Source organism: Alteromonas gilva, assembly GCF_028595265.1.
Classification (GTDB): Bacteria; Pseudomonadota; Gammaproteobacteria; order Enterobacterales; family Alteromonadaceae; genus Alteromonas; species Alteromonas gilva.
This window is the reverse complement of sequence record NZ_JAQQXP010000001.1, coordinates 2,201,364-2,222,655: the sequence shown is the minus strand read 5'-3', so window position 1 is coordinate 2,222,655 and position 21,292 is coordinate 2,201,364. Positions and strand designations below refer to the sequence as shown.

17 protein-coding genes are annotated in these 21,292 nt (G+C 48.8%); all 17 read right to left on the bottom strand.

The features are described 5' to 3' along the window. Positions 1-165: 165 nt before the first annotated feature. The 17 genes from OIK42_RS09735 to OIK42_RS09655 all read right to left on the bottom strand — a co-directional run bounded on the left by OIK42_RS09735 (position 166) and on the right by OIK42_RS09655 (position 21,013). Entirely contained in the window at positions 166-402 is a 237-nt protein-coding gene (locus tag OIK42_RS09735; protein ID WP_273640097.1) for a DUF2835 family protein, read from the bottom strand. Then, complete coding sequence (gene pepN / locus OIK42_RS09730) at positions 392-2,992, bottom strand: aminopeptidase N (protein WP_273640096.1); 2,601 nt, start codon at positions 2,990-2,992, stop codon at positions 392-394. Before pepN ends, OIK42_RS09735 begins: the two co-directional genes overlap by 11 nt. Before the next feature lie 21 nt (positions 2,993-3,013). Continuing rightward, positions 3,014-4,480, bottom strand: coding sequence for a Na+/H+ antiporter NhaC (nhaC, locus tag OIK42_RS09725; RefSeq protein ID WP_273640094.1), 1,467 nt, complete (start codon positions 4,478-4,480; stop codon positions 3,014-3,016). A gap of 9 nt (positions 4,481-4,489) precedes the next feature. Then, entirely contained in the window at positions 4,490-5,824 is a 1,335-nt protein-coding gene (locus OIK42_RS09720) for a sodium-dependent transporter (RefSeq protein ID WP_273640092.1), read from the bottom strand. 112 nt (positions 5,825-5,936) lie between these two features. Next, complete coding sequence (gene prc / locus OIK42_RS09715; protein WP_273640091.1) at positions 5,937-7,976, bottom strand: carboxy terminal-processing peptidase; 2,040 nt, start codon at positions 7,974-7,976, stop codon at positions 5,937-5,939. 1 nt (position 7,977) lies between these two features. Beyond that, positions 7,978-8,643: an RNA chaperone ProQ gene (gene proQ / locus OIK42_RS09710; RefSeq protein ID WP_273640089.1), complete on the bottom strand. Its 666-nt coding sequence runs from the start codon at positions 8,641-8,643 to the stop codon at positions 7,978-7,980. Between the two features lie 21 nt (positions 8,644-8,664). Further along, on the bottom strand, positions 8,665-8,949 hold the full coding sequence (locus OIK42_RS09705) for a hypothetical protein (protein ID WP_273640087.1): 285 nt from the start codon (positions 8,947-8,949) through the stop codon (positions 8,665-8,667). Next, complete coding sequence (gene msrC, locus OIK42_RS09700) at positions 8,946-9,410, bottom strand: free L-methionine (R)-S-oxide reductase MsrC (protein WP_273641479.1); 465 nt, start codon at positions 9,408-9,410, stop codon at positions 8,946-8,948. The genes OIK42_RS09705 and msrC overlap by 4 nt, the downstream gene beginning before the upstream one ends. 81 nt (positions 9,411-9,491) lie before the next feature. After that, positions 9,492-10,187 carry an SIMPL domain-containing protein gene (locus OIK42_RS09695; protein ID WP_273640085.1) on the bottom strand — a complete coding sequence of 232 codons (696 nt, stop codon included), beginning with the start codon at positions 10,185-10,187 and terminating at the stop codon, positions 9,492-9,494. A gap of 93 nt (positions 10,188-10,280) precedes the next feature. Then, positions 10,281-11,510 (bottom strand): spore maturation protein, encoded by a 1,230-nt coding sequence (locus OIK42_RS09690; protein WP_273640083.1) that lies wholly within the window; start codon positions 11,508-11,510, stop codon positions 10,281-10,283. Between the two features lie 223 nt (positions 11,511-11,733). Then, the gene (locus OIK42_RS09685; protein ID WP_273640081.1) at positions 11,734-12,855 is read right to left on the bottom strand and encodes a pyridoxal-phosphate-dependent aminotransferase family protein; all 1,122 of its coding nucleotides are present in this window, start codon (positions 12,853-12,855) and stop codon (positions 11,734-11,736) included. A gap of 519 nt (positions 12,856-13,374) precedes the next feature. Further along, positions 13,375-14,241, bottom strand: a complete 867-nt coding sequence (gene tesB / locus OIK42_RS09680; RefSeq protein ID WP_273640079.1) for an acyl-CoA thioesterase II — start codon at positions 14,239-14,241, stop codon at positions 13,375-13,377. 17 nt (positions 14,242-14,258) lie between these two features. Then, positions 14,259-16,139, bottom strand: a complete 1,881-nt coding sequence (locus OIK42_RS09675) for a protein kinase domain-containing protein (RefSeq protein WP_273640077.1) — start codon at positions 16,137-16,139, stop codon at positions 14,259-14,261. Then, on the bottom strand, positions 16,136-16,993 hold the full coding sequence (locus OIK42_RS09670) for a 23S rRNA (adenine(2030)-N(6))-methyltransferase RlmJ (protein WP_273640075.1): 858 nt from the start codon (positions 16,991-16,993) through the stop codon (positions 16,136-16,138). The genes OIK42_RS09675 and OIK42_RS09670 overlap by 4 nt, the downstream gene beginning before the upstream one ends. 239 nt (positions 16,994-17,232) lie before the next feature. Further along, the gene (locus OIK42_RS09665; protein ID WP_273640072.1) at positions 17,233-18,840 is read right to left on the bottom strand and encodes a dihydrolipoyllysine-residue acetyltransferase; all 1,608 of its coding nucleotides are present in this window, start codon (positions 18,838-18,840) and stop codon (positions 17,233-17,235) included. Positions 18,841-18,848: 8 nt separating this feature from the next. Beyond that, positions 18,849-19,826 (bottom strand): alpha-ketoacid dehydrogenase subunit beta, encoded by a 978-nt coding sequence (locus tag OIK42_RS09660; protein ID WP_273640071.1) that lies wholly within the window; start codon positions 19,824-19,826, stop codon positions 18,849-18,851. Beyond that, positions 19,826-21,013 carry a thiamine pyrophosphate-dependent dehydrogenase E1 component subunit alpha gene (locus OIK42_RS09655; protein ID WP_273640070.1) on the bottom strand — a complete coding sequence of 396 codons (1,188 nt, stop codon included), beginning with the start codon at positions 21,011-21,013 and terminating at the stop codon, positions 19,826-19,828. Before OIK42_RS09655 ends, OIK42_RS09660 begins: the two co-directional genes overlap by 1 nt. Positions 21,014-21,292 lie beyond the last annotated feature (279 nt).

The window sequence follows — 21,292 nt, the reverse complement described above, 5'->3', positions numbered from 1 at the left end:
AAACTCATCGGTTTATTTAACAAAATGATTACATCATTTTACACAGATGGCAAGAACTAATCGTACCAGTTAGAAAAAAGTCAGCACATTGAATAACTTATAGGTGTACCGATGATTTTACAAAGACTGATCCAAGGGCCGATTGACCCTAGGTATAGTTCAATTTCAGCGAATTCGCTCGAAAGATTTGATTTTATTTTGCGCAGAAACAACCATTCTGAAACGTCCGCACACACCACGGCTGTCGATAAACTGCCGGAGTCGACCGGCAGGTACCTGCACACGCTCGCCCGTCTCAGCGGTCAATATCACATAAGGAATTGTACCGCTGTAGAGGGCCTGACACTGGTGATAGGGTTCATTTAACGAAAAGAAATATATCTTGTCTGAATTAACAATCATTTCCGTAGGCCAGCGCTTTACTGACTTTCTCGTACAAATCTTTACTTAAACCACTGTCTTCAAGCAAACGGGCCAACTGTCGTTTCATTAAGTCCTGACGGGTTGAACTGTAGTGCTGCCATTGAGTCAATGGAGTGACGAGTCTTGATGCCACCTGCGGGTTTTGCTTATCAAGTTCTAACAAGTAGTCGGTTAAAAAGCGGTAGCCACTGCCATCATCAGCATGAAAGCCTGTGGTGTTATAAAAAGCAAAACTACCCACTACTGCCCTCACCCGATTCGGGTTTTGCTGGCTGAACTGCGGATGTTGGCGCAACAATGTGAGTTGAGCGAGAATATCGCCGCGTTCACAGGTGGCATGCAGACTAAACCATTTATCCAAAACCAGTGGGTCGTCATGCCAGCGTTGCTCGAAGCTGTTCATTAAATTGCTGAACAATACCAAATCATGGTGCTGTGCAGCTTTTAATGCCCCCAACGTGTCGGTCATATTATCTGACGCTTCGAACTGGGCGATGATACGATCCTTACATTCAGGTAACTGGGCAAGTAAGCCCAGCACAACGTTTTTACAGCGGCGCGCTCTCACCTGCTCCGGCTGATAGTCATACGCATCGGTTTGATTGGCCTGATAAATGGTCAGTAATAAATCGGCTAACTGCTCAGCCAATGCCTCGCTGAAGGCTTTTCTGGCGGTGTTAAGGGCGTGTACATCAATATTACTGCGGCTTTGGCAAAGTGTTTCAAAACTTGGCACCACCAAACATTCACCCAGAATTTCAGTTTCTTGCAAGCTGGCCTCAACGGCCTGATATAACCCTTGCCAAATATTTTCATCCACTGCATGCGGCTGCTGTTGGTAATACTGTTCTATACACCAGTTATAGAGCTGCTGAATCGCATCCCAGCGGCTAAACGCATCGTTGGCAAAACGAAATGTATGCAGCCATTCGGCCGGGGTAAGATCAGAGGTTAACTTGACCGGTGCCGAAAAGTTACCCAGAGCCACAGGGGTTATCGCACTGCCTTTTCCAGTAAACGTCAGCGTCGTCGTATCCTTATCAACAATCAACAGGTTGTCTGCGTACATAGCCTGATCAGGTGTCACATGCTGCCCCGTAGCGTCAATAAATTCGATTTGCAGCGGGATAAACAGCGCCGCTTTTTCTGTTTGATCCGCCGTGGGCGCATTACGCTGCGTAATCGTTACGGTTACTGTATCGGTTTGCTCGTTATATGCACGGGCTAACGCTAACTGCGGCGTACCAGACTGACTGTACCACCGGGCGAAATGGCCTAAGTCGATATCCGTTGCCGACTGCATGGCGGATACAAAATCATCACAGGTAACGGCCTGACCATCGTGACGGCGGAAATATTCGTCCATACCCGCTCTGAAACCGTCGACGCCCAACAACGTGTGCATCATACGAATCACTTCGGCGCCTTTGTCATACACGGTCACCGTATAGAAATTATTCATTTCAATGACTTCATCAGGGCGAATTGGGTGGCTCATGGCACTGGCATCTTCAGCAAACTGATGCTCGCGCATCACCCTTACCTGCTTAATGCGATTACTTAATGGCGACGTCATATCGCTGCTAAACTGTTGATCGCGAAATACAGTCAGGCCTTCTTTAAGGCTTAACTGGAACCAGTCGCGACAGGTTACCCTGTTACCCGTCCAGTTGTGGAAGTACTCATGGGCAATCACTGATTCAACATTAAAGAAGTCTTCATCAGTGGCAGAGTCCTGATCGGCCAGCACAAATTTGCTGTTAAAAACATTCAGCCCTTTGTTTTCCATTGCGCCCATATTAAAGAAATCGACCGCTACTATCATGTAGATATCCAGATCGTATTCCAGGCCAAAGGTTTCTTCGTCCCAGCGCATGGCGCGTTTCAGTGCTTCGAGTGCAAACTCACCACGACTGCGCTTGCCTTTGTCGACGTACAGTTCAAGGGCAACTGACTTACCGCTTTGGGTGGTAAATGTGTCGGTTAGTTGATCAAAATCCCCCGCCACCAGAGCAAACAAATAGGCCGGCTTAGGAAACGGATCCTGCCATAAGATCCAATGCGTACCGTCGTCATTCGCACCGCTTTCAAGCGGGTTACCATTGGCTAGCATAGTCGGCAAACTGGCTTTATCACCGGTAATTTTTACCGTGAATTTTGCCAGTACATCAGGGCGGTCGAGGTAATAGGTAATGCGACGAAAACCCTCGGCTTCACATTGAGTACAATACACACCGTTAGACAAATAAAGGCCTTCCAGGGCTTTGTTGTCGGCCGGATTCACCTCGGTTACGATGCGCAGCGTAAAAGTATCGGGCACGTTATTGATGGTTAAACCGGACTCAGTTTGCTGATAGTCTTGTGCAGCACTGCCATCAACCGAGAGTTCCAGCAGGGTTAGTTGTTCACCATCAAGATATAGCGATTTACTGTGAGAGCCTTGTCTTGACACCTTTAACTCACTGGTTACCCGGGTAGAATCAGGCGCCAGAACAAAGTCCAGGGCTACATCGGTAATCGTGAAGTCAGGTGCGCGATAATCGTCGCGGCGTTTGGCCACTAAAGTCATTGCCTCTCCTAAAAAGCGGGTTTATTTTGCCGAAACCACCGGTTCAGGCGGTGTCAGGCGTAATATTTTTATGCCCAGGTACGCATAAATAACTGCCAGTACCGGACTGATTAAATTAAAGAACGCAAAGAAAATGTAGTCAAACGGATGCACCATTAACACCCCATGCATATAGGCACCGCAGGTATTCCACGGGATCAGTGGTGAGGTGATGGTGCCGCCGTCTTCGAGACTACGTGATAAGTTTAGCTGGTGTAAATTACGTTTGGCATATTCTTCTTTAAACATCCGGCCAGGCATAACAATCGCAATGTATTGGTCGGCGGTGATCAGGTTTGTACCGATACAGGTTAAAATTGTGCGGCTCACCATGGCGCCGGCGCTCTTGGCACCGTGCAAAATGGCACTTACTGCGCGGGTTAATAAGCCAACCCGTTCCAGTACTGCCCCAAACGACATCGCACAGATAATTAACCATATGGTATTGAGCATCGATGACATACCACCACGACTCAGTAGACTATCGAGGTTATCATCGCCGGTAGCAAAGCTGACACCGTCAAATAGTGCGGTCCACACCACCTTGAGCGCCCCTACCGAGTAGGCATCGCCAGAGTCTTTCATCGACTGCACCACATCGGGCTGGAACACTAACGCCCATACCCCGCCCAGTAACGCACCAATAGCCACGGCCGGAAACGCCGGCATTTTTTTGATCGCTAATGTGAGCAATACAACCAGCGGTATCAGCATGACGATGTTAAGGTTAAAGGTCCCTTCCAGCAACGTCTGCATTTGTTGAATTTTATCGGCAGACTGATCCGACGCCTCACTGAAGCCAAGGGCGATAAACAGCACCAATGCTATCAGAAAGCTTGGGATAGTCGTCCACAGCATATAGCGGATATGCTCAAATAAATCGGTACCGGCCACCGCAGGAGCAAGGTTAGTGGTTTCAGACAATGGCGATATCTTGTCACCAAAATAAGCGCCTGAAACCACTGCGCCAGCGGTTATTGCAGCCGACATATCCATACCCGCGGACACGCCCATCAACGCCACACCAACAGTTGCAGCGGTGGTCCAGGAACTGCCAATACTCATCGCCACAACCGCGCAAATCACACAGGACGCCGCATAAAACATACTGGGATTAAGCAATTCCAGACCATAGTAAATCAGCGTCGGCACTGTGCCAGCCAGCATCCAGGTGCCAATCAGCGCCCCTACTACAAGCAATATCAGACAAGCGCCCAACGATACCGATATCCCCTGAATAATGCCTTTCTCGATGTCTTTCCAGCGATGGCCGTTTTTCATGCCAATCACCGCGGCTAAACCGGTACCAATTAACAGCGCTATCTGGTTAGGTCCGTAAGAAGAGTCATCGGCAAATAACACCACCGCCGTGCCCATCATCAACACTAGCGCAACGATAGGGATAAGCGCATCAATCAGACTGGGTTGTTTTAATTCTTTTGTTGTCATGGGATGTCCTTATACGACCGAACGGAAAAACATAATCAAAATAACCAATGGGCAAACAAACTTTACATACCAGGGCCAGATGCGCCAGAACAAGCGGTGCTCCATATCAGGGGTACTTAATTTTAATTCGGCCAGTATGTCGTTACGTTTCCATACCCAGCCGGCAAATATACATAATGCAAAGCCCAGCAACGGCTGGCTGTACTTTGTTGTCAGCGTAATAACCAAGCCAAACAGGGTTGAGAAATTAAAGATAATCAAGGCACTCGCCGCAAAGATAGTCAGCGCAACGATGAGCACCGACTGACGACGCGGCAAATTCCGGCTCTCCGACAGATAGGCCACCGGCACTTCGAGCATTGAGATCGAACTGGTTACCGCAGCAATGACCATCAGCGCAAAAAAGACGATAGAAACAATCAGTCCTACCGGCCCAATGGTGTCAAACAGGGCTGGCAATACCGTAAAAATAAGTTGATCGCCGGCAATTAACTCACCGTTAGCGGCAAATATTTCTATGCCGTTATTAAGCGCTACATACATCGCCGGAATAATAAGCATACCGGCGATAATGGCAACACCGATATCTACCAGTGCCACCGCCGCACCAATAGACGGCAAGTCTTCCTTCTTACTCATGTAAGAGCCATAGACCAGCATGGTACCCACCCCAAGAGACATCGAGAAGAACGCCTGTCCCATAGCATCTATCAGCAAGTCGGGGTTAAGCACGCGACTAAAATCAGGCACTAAATACGCTGCCCACCCTTCACTGGCGCCGGGTTGGAAACTGACGTACACAATGAGCGCCAGCATCAGGATAAACAAGGTTGGCATGAGCCTCACCGACCAGCGCTCAATACCGGCTTTCACTCCACCCAGCACAATGTACGATGTCAGCGACAAAAATAGCGCGCAAAATACCAGATTGGAACTCAGTGAATAACTGGTAAACCATTCGTTTAACGCCGCTGACGCCACAGGACGGGTCAACGACTCGGCAAAATAGGCGATCATCCAACCGCCGACGATTGCATAAAACGCCAGGATCAAAGAGACCGTGACGCAACCACACAGCCCGGTTAACCGGCCCAGTGGATTACTGGTAATTTTACCCAGTGAATCAACCATATTGGCGCGGTGAGCGCGGCCTATTACTAATTCAGCCATTAGCACGGGGTATGCCAGTGCAAAGGCCAGTAGCAAATAAACCAGTACAAAAGCAGCACCGCCGTTGCTGGCTACCTGGGTTGGAAACCCCCAAATATTACCTAGCCCGACTGCAGAGCCCGCTGCCGCCAGAATAAACCCGATACGGGAGGAAAACTCACCACGAATCGCCATATTGTTCCCTTTATTATTGTTGTATATACGTCGTTAGTATTTGTTGTTTAAGTGTCTGATGCAATGAAAAAAGGGCCGACAATGATGCCGACCCTTAGGTGTTACGAAGTACCTAACCGCGGGTTAATGCGTATTTACCGGTATTTACCATATCAAGGGTAATGTTAGCGGCTTCGGCCAGGAACGGATCCAGCTCTTCTAACTCCTCGGGTAAATCTTCAAGATCTTCAACCACTGGCAAGCCCATACGGGTTAAACGCTCATTGGCACGCTTCAGGGCCCGCTCTTCGTTTTCTTGCTTCTCGGCTAACCGCTCAGATTCGACCAAAGAAATAAACTCTTTGTCTTTTTCTTTTTGGTACTTCTCAATGTCCTGTTGAATGTAACCAAATTCAGGATCCTGGCTAATGCGCGACGAGTGCTGCATCGCTAATACGTCAAGGGCACTCTGGGTATCGCCAAAAGTGGTGTAGTTCGCGCGCCTGATACTGTCATAAGGTAACGCGTTTTCTTCCTGACTTTCGCCCCATTCAGCCGGATCGATTGGCGTAGGGAAACGAATATCAGGCACCACACCTTTATGTTGGGTACTGTCACCGTTAATACGGTAGAACTTTGCGATGGTGTATTGCACGCTACCCAATGGATTTTCATACAGGTCGTAAATTCGCCCCAGGCCTTTATGCTGCTGCACAGTACCTTTACCAAAGGTTTGCTCACCAATGATCAAGGCGCGGTTATAATCCTGCATCGCGGCAGCAAAAATTTCAGATGCCGACGCACTGTACCGGTCAACCAGCACGGTTAGCGGCCCCTGATAAGACACCTGTCCATCGGTGTCCTGGTTTACGCTCATGCGACCGCCTTCATAACGGATCTGAACCACCGGGCCCTGCTCAATAAACAACCCGGATACCAGGGTTGCTTCAGACAGCGAGCCGCCGCCATTACCGCGCAAATCAACGATGATGGCCTTTACCTCTTCTGCTTTGAGGGTATTGATTTCTTTTAATACATCAGCGTGTAAATTGTTGTAAAAGCTCGGGATCGATATGACACCGACCTTTTCGCCTGCATGGGGGCCATTATCCGGTACATAGACTTCTGACTTGGCAGCGCGATCTTCGAGTTTAATTTTATCGCGCACCAGCGTGACCACGGAAATCGTAGTACTGTCAGCGCTGCCCTTTTGAACCTGCAGTTTGACTTCGCTGCCCTTGGGGCCTTTGATCATATCCACGACGTCATCCAGACGCCAGCCGATAACATCAATAAACTCTTCGTCTTCCTGAGCTACGCCAACGATTTTATCTTCGGGCTTAATCGCCTTGGACTTATCGGCAGGGCCGCCTGGCACAACACTCTTGATGACGGTAAAGTCATCTTCGCTTTGTAGTACCGCACCAATCCCTTCCAGTGACAAATTCATGTCCATCTTAAACCGGTCGGCGTTGCGCGGCGATAAGTAGCTGGTATGAGCCTCAATGCTGCGCGCAAACGAATTCATAACGGTTTGAAAAACATCTTCGCTCTGGGTTTGTTTGAGGCGTTTGACCGCCCGCTCATAGCGTTTGGTCAGCAGTTCAGTAATTTTTTCAGGTTCTTTACCGGCCAGCTTGAGATTTAACGCATCGTATTTCACCCGTTGGCGCCATAACTCATCGAGTTCAGCCTGATTGGCCGGCCATGGCGCATCTTCACGGTCAAAAAAGAATCGATCGCCTTCTTTTTCAAAGTCAAACTTGGTGTCGAGCAGACTCAGCGCGTATTGGTAGCGCTCAATTCTTCGCTCAAGGTTAACATTAAAAATATCATACGCCACCTGCAGGTTACCCCGCTGCAACGCATCGTCAAAGGTGTCACGATATTGCTCAAATTTGGCGATATCAGATTGTAAAAAGACATTTCGATTTCCATCCAGTGACTGCAAATAGCGGTCATACACCTTTTCAGATAACTCGTCATCAAGCTTAATCAGCTTGTAATGTTCACGGGTAAATAAGGTGCTGATGCGCTTGGCTGCTGAAGAGTGCTGCGCTTCTTGCTGAAGCACCGGCAAATCTTCAACGCTATTGCCGGGTGTCACCGCACCAGCGCCGACACTTACTGCAAGAATGGCACTGGCTACGGAAATGCGAAGTATCTCTTTCATATTACGACCTCTTGGAACGTGCTAAACGCAATGTTTGCGGATTAACCTTAACCACCATACCTGTATCGAGTTGAACGTGAACGCCATCTTTAGCAACTTCGGTAATCACTGCTGGCATTGGCGACTTGCCTAATTTCACGGTGACCGCTGTACCGGTTACCAGATCTGTGTCTGTCAACTTTGCAGGAGGCGTCTTTATTGGTCTGCTGGTTTTCGATTTAGTTCCATCTGTATTGCGTCCTGCTGGCGACTTACCTTGTCGCTCACCATTACCGGACGCTGGCACACGCGGCTCTTTCTTACGGCTGCTTTTAGCGGCGAGCTTACGTTTCTCAGCGGCTTTAGCCTTGCTCTCGTCCAGCTGTTTTTTAGCATGGTCTTCGTGCTCTTTCTCAATAGCAGCGTCGTTGTTACCATCAAGGTCAACGCGGAAATTACCCTGTTTAATGCTATAAAGGTAACGCCAGCTATTGGTGTAGTGCCGTAAACTCGAACGGAGCAACGTTTTGCTGACCCGTTCGTCAGCCTCCAAGCGCTCGGCCAAATCCTGGAATATACCAATTTTAAGAGGTTTTGCTTCACCTTCGAGGGTAAAGCAATGCGGGAATGTTTCTGCAAGAAAGGCGATAACCTCTTTGCTGTTACTAAACTTCTGTGATGATTCCATCAATGTAATTGCATTTCAGTGTTAATCTAGATTGTCTGCATCATCCCAAGTTGCTACGAGATGGTCAACCCAATCAAGCAAATCATCCTCATTTACGTACAATAAATTGTCATCCTGGTGCCATATTGACCAGGTATGCGCCAATAATCGCTCTAAACGGGCGGTTTCAATATCGTCTTCCGCACGATCGTAAACCAGGTGCAGGATTGTATTGAGGCACTCAGCAGCCTCTTGTGGATCTTCATAAATGTCTTCCATGTCCTGCCATGTTGCCAGCACAACCTGGATGTCTACCATGTTCTTCATGACAGTTGTTCAACCAAGGCTGCAACGATCGCAGTAAGTCCCACTTCATCCTCGTGGCTGAAACGCCCCTTTTCAGGGCTGTCAATGTCCAGTACGCCCAGAAGCTCCCCCTGTACAGTAATCGGGATGACGATTTCTGAATTTGATGCCGCGTCACAGGCAATGTGACCAGCAAACTGATGCACATCCTCGATGCGCTGGGTGGTGTTGGTTGCGGCGGCGGTGCCACAGACGCCCTTGCCCATAGGAATACGGATACAGGCTGGTAGCCCCTGAAACGGCCCCAACACTAATTGGTCGTCTTTGTATAAATAAAAGCCAGCCCAGTTCACGTCGGCCAGATTGTGGTAAATCAGGGCACTTAAGTTAGCCAGGTTGGCAATTAGATCTGACTCACCGGCTATCAGGCTTTTAGCCTGCTCAATTAATTGAGGGTAACTGCTATTGTCGTTCAAGGTTATCGCTCTTGTGGTTATAAGGACTGTAAGATCGGCGAATTGTAGCAGTTCCCTCAATAAAAATTAATGCCCTAACTCTCTAACTTATTCAATGGCGAAACTGACGCTCACCGATGCACTGATCTCAGACTCGCCGGGTAAGCTAAAACTATCGGCTTCTTTCATCATTCGCATAGGCGCTCCGGCAGGTGGTTGATAGCGCGTAGAGCCTTCTGATACTGATACTACGCCAACAATTTCAACACCCACTTCTGAAGCTAATATCCGTGCTCTGTTCTTAGCATCTTTCACTGCCATAATCAGCGCCTGTTGATACGCCTCATCAGGTTTTAAGTGAATAAACTGGAACTGGTTAATATTATTAACGCCGCGTTTCATTACGCCGTCAAGCACACTATCGTATGACTCCAAAGCGGTTGACGTTACGCTAATCTGACGACTCAGTACGAATCCTTTTTGCTCACGGCCATTGCCTGTGTGTTCAAACCAGGGATTGAGATTAACCGACATTGACTGAATATGTTTTTTCTCGATACCCGCTGACAACAAAAACTTTACGACCGCTTCAAGCTTTGCATTGGCCTGTTCATTAAGCTTACTCACCAGCTCACCGCGTTCCTCAATCACAAAGGTAACCGTGAAGGCATCGGGTGTCTGTGCAACCGACCCTTGCCCGGATACCTGCAGCGTATTGGTATTGGCCGTAGCCATATGACTGGTGAATACACTTAACCCCAGTAAAATTGATGCGGTTAAAGATCGTGGCAAAATCTGTGTCATTACTATAACTCCTGTTAACTGTTCGGTTGCAGTGTGGCTCGGCTTAACTTAACCGTGACTGAATTAATCGTTACTGCCGCTTTAACCAGGCTTTCAGCCAAAAAACCAATAACTGACCAGTATCGCTGTAGTGATACCTGCGATATCGGCTGCCAGACAACACGCTACTGCATACCGTGAATGTTTGATACCCACAGCGCCCAGATACACAGCAAGCACGTAGAAAGTGGTTTCTGTTGAGCCCTGCATCACTGAAGACAAACGACCAGCAAACGAATCTGCGCCATGATGCTGCATGGTTTCGATCATAAGCGCGCGCGCGCCGCTGCCGCTTAAGGGTTTCATAATTGCGGTGGGTAAGGCATCGACAAAACGCGGATCAAAGCCTAACCAACTGGCAACTGTCGCAATCATCTGCACCACAATATCCATTACGCCGCTGGCACGCAGCATGCCTATTGCCACTAACATTGCCAGCAAAAATGGGATCAGTGATACTGCCACGTCAAAACCTTTTTTAGCGCCATCAATAAACTGCTCGTAAGTATCATTGCCTACCCGCCAACCCGAAATAAGTACTCCTACCACAAAGGTGAAAAGCAGGCTGTTGGCAACAATAGCCGACTGACTGGCCAGCTCATTGGCGGCTAACTGAGCAAAATACAAAATAACTGCAGCGAGCAGGCCAAATACGCCTACCAAATAAAACAGTACCACTCGATTGAGCAAATTAACCCGCTGTACCAGACAGGTCACTATGAGTCCGGCCAGCGTTGATGCACTGGTCGCCAGTAAAATAGGGATAAACACATCGGTAGGCTGCGCCGCGCCCTGCTCGGCGCGATACAAAAATACTGCGATGGGAAAGAGCGTTACCGACGAGGTATTTAAGACTAAAAACAGGATCTGACTGTTTGTTAAAGTGTCTTTTCGGGGGGCCAGCGTTTGCATATCCTGCATAGCCTTAATGCCAAAAGGCGTGGCGGCATTATCAAGCCCTAGCAGATTGGCTGACATATTCATGGTAATGCTACCTACCGCGGGGTGGTCGCGCGGAATGTCTGGCATAATGCGACACAGAAAAGGCGCCAGCACACGTGAGAACTTTTTGATAAGACCCGATTTTTCGGCCACTTCAAAAATACCCAGCCAAAATGCCAAAACACCTATCAAGCCAATGGCAATCTCCACGCTGAGCGTCGCCATGTCGCTTACCATGGTCATGACATCCTGGAATCCGCCGGGATTTGCGCCAAAAAATGCCTGGTAAACAGTTGCGATAAACGCGCTGACGATAAACAAAAGCCAAATTCGGTGAAGCATGTCCGGACCTTTAGAAGTTTTACTGAAAATGCCCGCCAATAAAGTAACGGGCGAAAACAAACGCGGGCGATTCATCAGGTTGGGATGATACCCATCGCACTGCAGCGAAACGCCAACCCGAATTCGGATTGGCGAGCCTAAGGTTCAGATACTAGCGTTAATGGCCGGCAAATAACAATTTTTTATTTTTGCATTTTACCTATTAAGGAATTTTTTAGTTTTCTTAATTAAGCACCGACTTTAACGCGGCCAAACAGTAATCGACATTCTTATCAGTGCATGCCGCCCCCATCAAGCCGATGCGCCAGCGTTTGCCAGCAAACTCGCCCAGTCCTGCGCCAATTTCTAAATTAAAATCATTGAGCAAACGTTGACGTGTATGACCATCATCAACCCCCTCGGGGATCTTTACAACGTTGAGTTGTGGTAACCGGTATGCTTTATCGACCGCCATTTCTAAGCCCATATCCTCAAGGCCCGCAACCAGCTTGTCGTGCACTCTGGCATGGCGACGCCAGGCATTCTCAAGGCCCTCTTCGTGTAACATGATCAGTGACTCGTGCAAGGCATAAATACTGTTTACCGGTGCTGTGTGATGATAGGCACGCTTGCCTCCCTGCCCCCAGTAACCAACAATCAGGTTCATATCTAAAAACCAGCTTTGTACCGGTGTTTTACGGCTTTTAATCACCTCGACCGCTTTATCACTGAAGGAAACGGGCGAGATCCCCGGCACACAACTCAAACATTTTTGTGAACCTGAATAGGTCGCGTCGATTTGCCATTCATCTACCGCCACATCAATGCCGCCCAGAGATGTCACCGCATCCATAATCGTCAGGCAACCATACTGACGGGCCAGCGCTGCTATCTTTTCAGCATCGTTGCGCACTCCGGTAGACGTTTCGGCGTGTACAAAGGCCACTACTTTGGCGGTCGGATTAGCTTTGAGTGCATCTTCCAGCTTATTCAGATCGGTTTGTTTACCCCAGTCGTCCTCTACAGTGACTGCGTTGGCGCCGCTGCGTACCACGTTTTCGCGCATGCGCGTACCAAACACACCGTTTATGCACACAATAACGGTATCGCCTGGTTCAACCAAATTAACAAAAGCTGCTTCCATGCCGGCAGAGCCCGGCGCTGATACCGGCATCGTCAATGCGTTGTCGGTTTTGAAGGCGTACTGCAACAAAGCCTTGGTCTGGTCCATCAGGGCGATAAAATCCGGATCCAAATGGCCAACCGTACTTCTGGCCATGGCATTGAGTACCCGCGGATGAACGTCAGAGGGGCCCGGCCCCATCAATGTGCGCTGTTGCGGAATATGACTGCTGTATGATTGCATAACGTTACCTGCCAGAAAAAGTAAATGTGCGTCGTATTGTGGCAACACCACTGCTAAACCACAATCGTAGCGGGCGAGTAATCGGTAATTATTAACATTCACAATATGAATGAACAGCAAAGTTTTTAATTACAAAACATATGAAGCTGACTGAGGGTATTTTGCGCCACGCTAAACAGAAAATGTGCTTAAGATCAGCCAAAAAATGACTGATAAAAATTTAAAAAACTTTCGCAAATCAATGATTAGAGACTATAATTGCAACAACAGTAGATAAATCGGTAAATAATTGTTTATAAAGTAAACGATTTTGGCTATTATAATCGCTTCATGTAGACGGATTTTCTTGTAAGAGTTAGCGCACGGCTCGTCAAAGAGCCATTCCCCTAGGCCCGGAACTTTTCGAAGTTCTGGGCATTTTTTATTGGGTTACAGGTTATCTGTTTGGGATTATATAACCGCGACAGGATGAGCGATAAATAACCAGGCTTGCCAACGAATTACCGTTATCCGCCGGGCTTAGTCGGTCATCCGCATCAGTCCTTCCTGCATTGTCGAGGCAACTAGTTCGCCCTGCTGATTAAATAACTGGCCTCTCACTAACCCTCTGGCGCCCCCACTGGCCGGACTTTCCATCGAATATAACAGCCATTCATTCATATTGACCGGACGATGAAACCACATAGCGTGATCGATAGTGGCGATGGCCAGGTTGCGGTCGTTAATTTGCACGCCGTGAGGCTGTAAAGACGTACTCAGAAAGTGATAATCACTCGCGTAAGACAAGGCGGCCTGATGCATTGCCTGCTGATCGCCCAGATCCTCGTTAGCCCGCAGCCAGGTGTAACGTTGCGGCTTATCGTTTTTAGTTGTAAAAGACGCAATACCATCAACCGTGCGAATGTCGATCGGCCGGTGATAACTCAGTGCTTCCTGCATGCGCCGGCCAATATTTTTAAAATTGCGCTCATAGATTGTAATGTCAGACTCAACTTCCTCAGGCGCCGGTACATCAGGCATATCCGCATACTGATGTTGCATGCCTTTTTCCGGTTGCTGAAAAGACGCCGTCATGTAAAAAATATTGCGACCATTTTGTATAGCTTTAACCCGGCGGGCGGAAAAGCTCTTGCCATCCCTGACCACCTCGACATCGTATACAACGGGTAATTTTGCATCGCCAGGGAGCAAAAAATAACTATGAAATGAATGGGCGATACGGCCTTCAGGGACGCTATCGTAAGCGGCTTTGAGTGCTTGTCCTAATACCTGGCCACCAAATAATGCGCGAAAACCCAGGTCCCAGCTCTGGCCCCGGTATAACCCCTGCTCTAAGGTTTCAAGTTCCAGCAAAGAGGCAACTTTAACTTCATGTTCCTGTTCCAAGGGGATCTCCAATTTGATTACTGTTTTGAAAAATACGTGTTTGAAAAATGCGTGCCATCAGCTTTAGGATTGCGGGGATAATACTTATCGGCCATACGCGCTCTGTGTTCAAAAAAACGGGTATCTTTATAGGGTAATTTCATAAATCCACTGGTGCCCTCTCCCGACAGCAATGGCAATGCGGCGATGATTTCGTTTAGCAGCGCATTAAACTGATTTTCTTTTGAATGATCAAGCAATCGATAGTAACTGTGAATCTTTAAGTGTTCGGCAAGCACCTCAAAAATAATACAGCCAGTATGATGTATACCATTGAGTTGTTCAATTGCGTGCATAATTTCTTGAGGCAGAGTCAGGAATTCGTCTGGATCGTCGCCGTCTTCAAAATACGAATGAACACGCCCTTCACTGGCATGCAGCGATGTGGCTGATTTTTCGAAAGGAATACAGATTCCCGGCGCAGCAATAAATTGGGTCGTAGCAGTATCCCGCTCTATATGCAGCGTGTTTTTGGCATCAAAAAAGCAGCATTTAAATATACCACTACGGTGTATTGCTCTGGCCAGCGTTACCACGTTATTAACAGCATGCTTAAATGCCGACTCTGCAGCCGGGTTTTGTAAATTTAAGCTGGAATCCACATAAACGCCCTCAGGCTGCCAGTGAATAACCAGGCCACCCACTACCGGATAGCGCGCTAAACGGCTGATCGCCGACAGAAAACCTTTTTCAGTATTGCCCATACCGTCAAGGTAATTTTTATAATAGCGCTCAAACTGGGCATCATTAAGATAACTCAGGGCATGGGAATCAAACTGGGGACTGGTGGTTGTGTCGCTGCGTTCGCGTAAAAACGATTTACGCGAACTATATACCACCGACTCAATATGTTTGCGCTGCCGGGCCACCCATACAGGTAATAATGCCTCGCATTGCGATGCACTATCTGCGCCAAAAACAATGTTATCGAGTAATGACAGGTGCGACAGCAAATAGTCTCCCGCCGCATACTGCTCAGCGATATTGTCGCTGAGCAGATGGGTAAGAATATCAGCCATTAATCTGGGTAAGCCCAGAGATGATGGCGGAATAACCTGATAAGCAAACCGCGCTGACTGCCCTGAGGCCAGTGCATACAGGGTTGCTGCGAGCCCCTGTTCATCAAAGCGCGGACTCGACATGGCACCATTGAGCTGGGCGTCGCCGATAAAGTAAATGTCACCCAGCCTGGCGTTGGTTTGCTGCAAATCACCCGACATTAAATCCAGAACGTTATTTTGCACTGGTTGCTGGTGCTCATCAAATTGAGCATAGACCGATGAACCCCAGTCTATAAGGTAAAGCGTTTCGGTGCGTTCATCCCATACCAGATTTGATGGTTTAATATCACCATGAACAATCGGTCTGGGATTGCCGTCGAGCCTGAACTGGCGCAGGTATAACAAAATACGGCCCAGCTGTACGGCCATTTTAACGATAAGCCTTGGGCCAATGGGCCCGTCGCGCAAACTTAACTGCTCCAGGTCGATGCCGGGTGCCCGTTGCATCATTAAAATTGACTGACGACCACGCTGGTAAAATTCCAGTACACGCGGGATGTGGGGATGTGACAACAGCCCCTGCATAAAGGCTTCTTCTTCTAACCGATCCTGAATGCTGGCGGGTAAGGTGATGCGGGTAAATTTAAACACCAACTGCTTACCAGTGAGGTCCTCACCCCCAAACGCAAACCCATAGGCGCCTTTACCAATCAGGCTAATATTGCGGTAACCTAAATTTTCCAGCTGGCGAATACACAGGGCCAGCCAGTCTTTCAGTTTTTTGGCATCAGCATGAGATAGCAGATAAACAGACTGCTCTTCGGGAATATAAAAATGCCGGATACCCTGGGCGGTCATGAGTCGATATTATTCAGCCAGTTAACGCTGTATTCACTATCCTCACCCAGATATTCAAGCACTTCCTCAAGCGCCGGGCAAATAAGCGTTTCAACCTGCCAGGCAGGGTTGATAAAACAGACTCCGGAGCCAAACATACCGGCATCAGGGGTATTTTTGGTTACGCGTAACTCAATTTGCAGCACATTATTGTTTAATTCACCGAATGTATGACACATCGCTTCGCCGGCGCCCTCCTTATCGCCGGCACGCGCCGATAATAACGGATACCACACTAAAAGTTGCGCCTGCGGCCAGCGTTTAAGGCACTGCTTTACCGTATTGATGACCTGCTGATATTCACTGCGAGATTCATAGGGCGGATCAATCAGCACCGCACCGCGATTAGGTTGAGGCGGCGATAACGCAACCAGCCCTGCTAATCCATCACGAAAATGGCAATGTACCTGTCCTTGTGCTCTATACTGCCTGGTTGACTGCTTGAGGGCGTCAAACTCACCGGGGTGTAATTCCATGACGTGCAAAGCATCCTGTTCGCGCAACAGATGCGACGCTATTAACGGTGAGCCAGGATACTGATTATCGCTGCTGTAGGAGGATAAAATACGCAGATAGTCCTGCAGCAATGGATCCTGCGCCGTTATATTATCGAGCCGGGCTATACCACTTTGAAATTCGCCGGTCTTCAGTGCCTGCTCGGAATCCAGCCGATAACAGCCGGCACCAGCATGGGTGTCAAACAGGTTAAAAGGTTTGTTTTTCTGTTTTAAACGGTTAATCACCGCCACCCAGCACAGGTGCTTGATAATATCGGCATGATTTCCGGCGTGGTAGCCGTGTTGGTAGCTTAGCAAAATAACGCTCTCTTAAGTTAGCCTGTAGCCCGTAACGCTGGCTGAACTGCCACCATATTCACGCCGTCAGGCGATGCTCTAATAGCGCGTCGATACCAGCAGACGCCTTTGTACAGCCGGGCTGCGTAATTGGCGCAAGTTTATCGCTGTGACCGCCGAGTTACCAGTCCGAATTAAGCCTGTTACCGACGTTACCGGTTTTGCCAATCACACGGCAAGCCAGGGGATAATGCAACACGCTAGCTCAAATGACTCAGCATTTTTACTGGCTGGCGCAGATAATCGAGCCACAGATTATTAAACCGGACCATTGTGGCCCCATCGATTACCCGGTGATCGGCTGACCAGCTTACCTGCATTGTTGCCTGACTCACCACATTTTGCTGTTCATCAAAGCGCGGCAATTGCTGGATTTTACCGAGGGCGACAATAGCCAGCTCAGGGTAATTAATGATCGGGGTCGCGGTAATACCGCCAAGCACGCCCACATTGGAAATAGTGATAGTACCACCGTTGAGATCCCCGCTGGCCACTTTGCCGGCCCGGGCATCGGTGATGATCCGCTGCATTTCTGCGCCGATCTCCAACAAACTCAGGCGCTGAACCTGTTTAATATTGGGCACCAGCAGTCCGGCTTTGCTGTCTACTGCAAAGCCGATGTTATGATCGGAACAATAATGCAGTGCAGACTCATCGTCACTTAACCGGGCGTTAAACATGGGGTATTTGTGTAAACACAACGATAGCGCCTTAATGAAAAACGGCATATAAGACAGCTTTATGTCGTGTTCTGTAAAATCGTCCTGCAGCGACGCTTTAAGCGCTATTAATCCGCTCATATCAAGCTCATCAGACACCGTAAAGTGCGGAATGGTCGCTACCGAACGTTTCATTTGTCTGGCCATGGCTTTTTGCACAGGTGTCAGTGGAACGGTTTTATCCGGCCCTTCAGATTGTGTGGTAGCCCAGGGCACGGCGCTGCCTGCGTCCTCACTTGACAACGCAGGCGCTGACCTGGCAGCAATTGCTGTTAACACATCCTGCTTTAATACCCTGCCTTTCTTACCCGTTGCCTCAATATCAGCCAATGTCAGGTTGTTTTCTCTGGCCATGCGGCGCACCGCCGGGCTGGCTGGTATTTTACCGGCAATTTCCTTCTGGGGTGCGACACTCCCTTCCTGAAACAGTGTTGATTTAGCTACGCCGGATCCACTCGCTGGCTCACTGGTGCGCGCCGGGGCTGCGCTTTCCTGGGTCGTGGCAAGTTCAAATAATGGCGCATGAACACGGGCAATCTCGCCCACTTTATAGTGGCGCTGGGTAAGAACGCCTGCATATTTAGCCGGGATCTCAACTACGGCTTTATCGGTCATCACCTCAACGACTACATCATCTTCGTTAACCGTATCGCCTTCGCCGACATGCCATTTTACAATTTCACACTCCACAATACCCTCGCCAATATCCGGCAGAATGAAGGTTTCGCTGCCTTGTACCGGGCCTGGCTGTGAATTGTGGTGGGCGGCAGGCTCTCGCTCGCCATCGGCCTTTGCAGAAGGCATAGCCTGTTCAGGACGTTTAACCTGCTCATCGGGTACTGCGGTTTCGCCGTTATCCTCTTGCAGTTCAAACAGCGGTGCATGAACCTTCGCAATCTGACCCGGTGTGTAATAGAGTTTGGTGATGACACCGCTGTGCATCGCCGGGATCTGCACCGTTGCTTTATCGGTCATGACTTCGGCTACCGGTTGATCTTCTTCAACGGTATCTCCTTCAGCGACCAACCACTCGAGCAATTCACACTCAACCACGCCTTCGCCAATATCGGGCAAAATAAAATCAGTCATCGTTGTCCTCAGTAATTAAGCATACGCTTGAGTGCTTCATAGGTTTTATACTCATCCGGCATGTATTCTTTCTCGTGGGCCAGAGGGTACGGCGTATCTAATCCGCAGACGCGGGTAATGGGCGCTTCCAGATATAAAAAGCATTGCTCCTGAATGCGCGCAGCGATTTCACTACCGAATCCGGAGGTAACAGGCGCTTCATGGTTAATCAGCAAACGGCCGGTTTTCATGACAGAATCTGCGACCGTCTGTGCATCCCAGGGTAAGATGCTTCTAAGGTCAATGATTTCGCAGGACACGCCATCATCAAGCGCCATGTCTGCGGCACGCTGCACAATCTCAACCTGCGCACCCCAGGCCAGTAAGGTAATGTCGGTGCCTTGTTGAATCACTTCAGCTTTGCCCAGCGGGATAGCGTAATCCTCTTCTGGCACCTCACATACCGACGCCCTGTACAACCGTTTAGGCTCTAAAAACAGCACCGGGTTGTCATCACGAATTGCGCCCAGTAATAACCCCTTTGCCTGATACGGGTCGCGCGGTACCACGACTTTTAAGCCGGGAATGTGGCTAAAAAAAGCCTCCGGCGATTGCGAATGATAATGACCGCCTGCTATACCGCCACCGTAGGGCGTACGAATAGTTAACGAACCACAGGAAAACTGGCCACCGGAGCGATAGCGGAATTTAGCCGTTTCGTTAACAATCTGATCGAAGGCCGGAAATATATAATCACCAAACTGTATTTCTGCCACTGGTACACTGCCCTGTGCGGCCAGTCCGTTGGCAAAGCCAATGATACCCTGCTCAGTTAACGGCGTATTAAAGCAACGCGCTTTACCAAACTTTTCCTGTAAATGACTGGTTGCTCTGAAAACACCGCCAAAATGCCCCACATCTTCACCAAACACCACAACCTTCTCGTCATTTGTCATTGCAGTGATCAGCGCCTGATTAATGGCCTGAAGTAAATTAAGTTTTGCCATCAATTGTTCTCCCCGGCGGTTTTGGGATACTGCTTAGGGTACCGCTTAATATGGGCAATCAAGGCTTCCCGCTGTTCCTGTAAATGCCAGGGAACCTCGTCGTACACGTCCTCAACGATGTCTTCTATGGGGTTTATGGCAACTTTTTCGGCCTCTTTGAGTGCCTGTAAAATCTCACTGCGAACCTGCTTGGTGTAGTCATCGGTGTCGGTTTCGCTAAGCCAGTCTTTTTGTTGCAGCCAGCGTTTAAAGCGTGCGACAGGATCTTTAAGGCGCCATTTCTCTTCTTCATTTTTAGAGCGGTAACCGCTGGGATCATCAGAGGTAGAATGCGCGGCTAACCGATAGGTCATGGCCTCTATCAACACCGGCTGCGAAGCCTGTAAAGCGAGCTCTCGGGCTTTTTGCGTGGCGCTGAAAACAGCCAGCGGATCATTGCCATCAACACGGATAGTGCGCACTCCATAACCAATGCCTCGCGAGGCGATGCCATCGCCGGCAAACTGCTCTTCGGCAGGCGTTGAAATAGCATAACCATTATTACGACAGAAAAAGATAACCGGACAATTGAGCACCGCTGCCATATTTAACCCCGCATGAAAATCTCCTTCTGACGCCGCACCTTCGCCAAAATAGCAGATCGTCAGAGCGTTTTTGTCGGCTAGTTTTTGGCCGTAGGCATAACCGGCAGCTTGCGGTATTTGTGTTCCCAGCGGGGATGAAATCGTCATAAAGTTAAGCGCTTTATCACCGTAATGAATTGGCATTTGCCGGCCCTTATTGGGATCAAGGCGGTTAGAAAACATCTGGTTCATAAACTGTGCAGACGTGTAGCCGCGATAAACCAATGCCCCTTGTTCACGGTACTGACTCATAATCATATCGTCGTTGGTCAGCGCCGCGGCGCTGCCCACTACCGCGGCTTCTTCACCGGTGCTGGCGAGATAAAAACTGATCCGCCCCTGACGCTGGGCAGCAACCATGCGCTCATCCAGCATGCGTGTATACACCATGGCATGGTACATTTTGAGCGCCTGCTCTTTGCCGAGTTGTGGTTCAGTGGCATCGGGATATAGCTGGCCTTCATGATCTAAAATAGCCAGCATTGGTATATCCAGTAACCCATTTTCTATTATCTTGACGTCATGTGTTAGCGACACATCCCCCAAGTGATTTCTGTCGTTCATAGGGTTCCTTGAAATAACTCATTTAACAGATAACACTGTAGAACAAGACAGACAGGAGCGTCCTACCATTTTTAACATTACATTTACTTTTGAGTAGGATATTCATCCTAACCTTGAGTTTACAAAGAGGACATTTCTACCAGTATTTCAATTTTTGTAAAATTAAGGTTAATTACACTGAAGTATAACGGCGTAAAAACACGCGCCGGTGTGATCGGGTTCGGGTAAAAATGTCGTAAAATGAACAACGATATGTCATCTTTTCGGGTTATAGTCGTG

What these genes read in the sequence shown, in the direction of transcription:
- proQ (WP_273640089.1), bottom strand. Translation starts at nt 8,643, where the DNA reads ATGGAATCATCACAGAAGTTTAGTAACAGCAAAGAGGTTATCGCCTTT.
- OIK42_RS09720 (WP_273640092.1), bottom strand. Translation starts at nt 5,824, where the DNA reads ATGGCGATTCGTGGTGAGTTTTCCTCCCGTATCGGGTTTATTCTGGCG.
- OIK42_RS09685 (WP_273640081.1), bottom strand. Translation starts at nt 12,855, where the DNA reads ATGCAATCATACAGCAGTCATATTCCGCAACAGCGCACATTGATGGGG.
- OIK42_RS09735 (WP_273640097.1), bottom strand. Translation starts at nt 402, where the DNA reads ATGATTGTTAATTCAGACAAGATATATTTCTTTTCGTTAAATGAACCC.
- nhaC (WP_273640094.1), bottom strand. Translation starts at nt 4,480, where the DNA reads ATGACAACAAAAGAATTAAAACAACCCAGTCTGATTGATGCGCTTATC.
- OIK42_RS09705 (WP_273640087.1), bottom strand. Translation starts at nt 8,949, where the DNA reads ATGAAGAACATGGTAGACATCCAGGTTGTGCTGGCAACATGGCAGGAC.
- OIK42_RS09675 (WP_273640077.1), bottom strand. Translation starts at nt 16,139, where the DNA reads ATGACCGCCCAGGGTATCCGGCATTTTTATATTCCCGAAGAGCAGTCT.
- OIK42_RS09660 (WP_273640071.1), bottom strand. Translation starts at nt 19,826, where the DNA reads ATGGCAAAACTTAATTTACTTCAGGCCATTAATCAGGCGCTGATCACT.
- OIK42_RS09655 (WP_273640070.1), bottom strand. Translation starts at nt 21,013, where the DNA reads ATGAACGACAGAAATCACTTGGGGGATGTGTCGCTAACACATGACGTC.
- OIK42_RS09695 (WP_273640085.1), bottom strand. Translation starts at nt 10,187, where the DNA reads ATGACACAGATTTTGCCACGATCTTTAACCGCATCAATTTTACTGGGG.
- OIK42_RS09690 (WP_273640083.1), bottom strand. Translation starts at nt 11,510, where the DNA reads ATGCTTCACCGAATTTGGCTTTTGTTTATCGTCAGCGCGTTTATCGCA.
- OIK42_RS09665 (WP_273640072.1), bottom strand. Translation starts at nt 18,840, where the DNA reads ATGACTGATTTTATTTTGCCCGATATTGGCGAAGGCGTGGTTGAGTGT.
- prc (WP_273640091.1), bottom strand. Translation starts at nt 7,976, where the DNA reads ATGAAAGAGATACTTCGCATTTCCGTAGCCAGTGCCATTCTTGCAGTA.
- pepN (WP_273640096.1), bottom strand. Translation starts at nt 2,992, where the DNA reads ATGACTTTAGTGGCCAAACGCCGCGACGATTATCGCGCACCTGACTTC.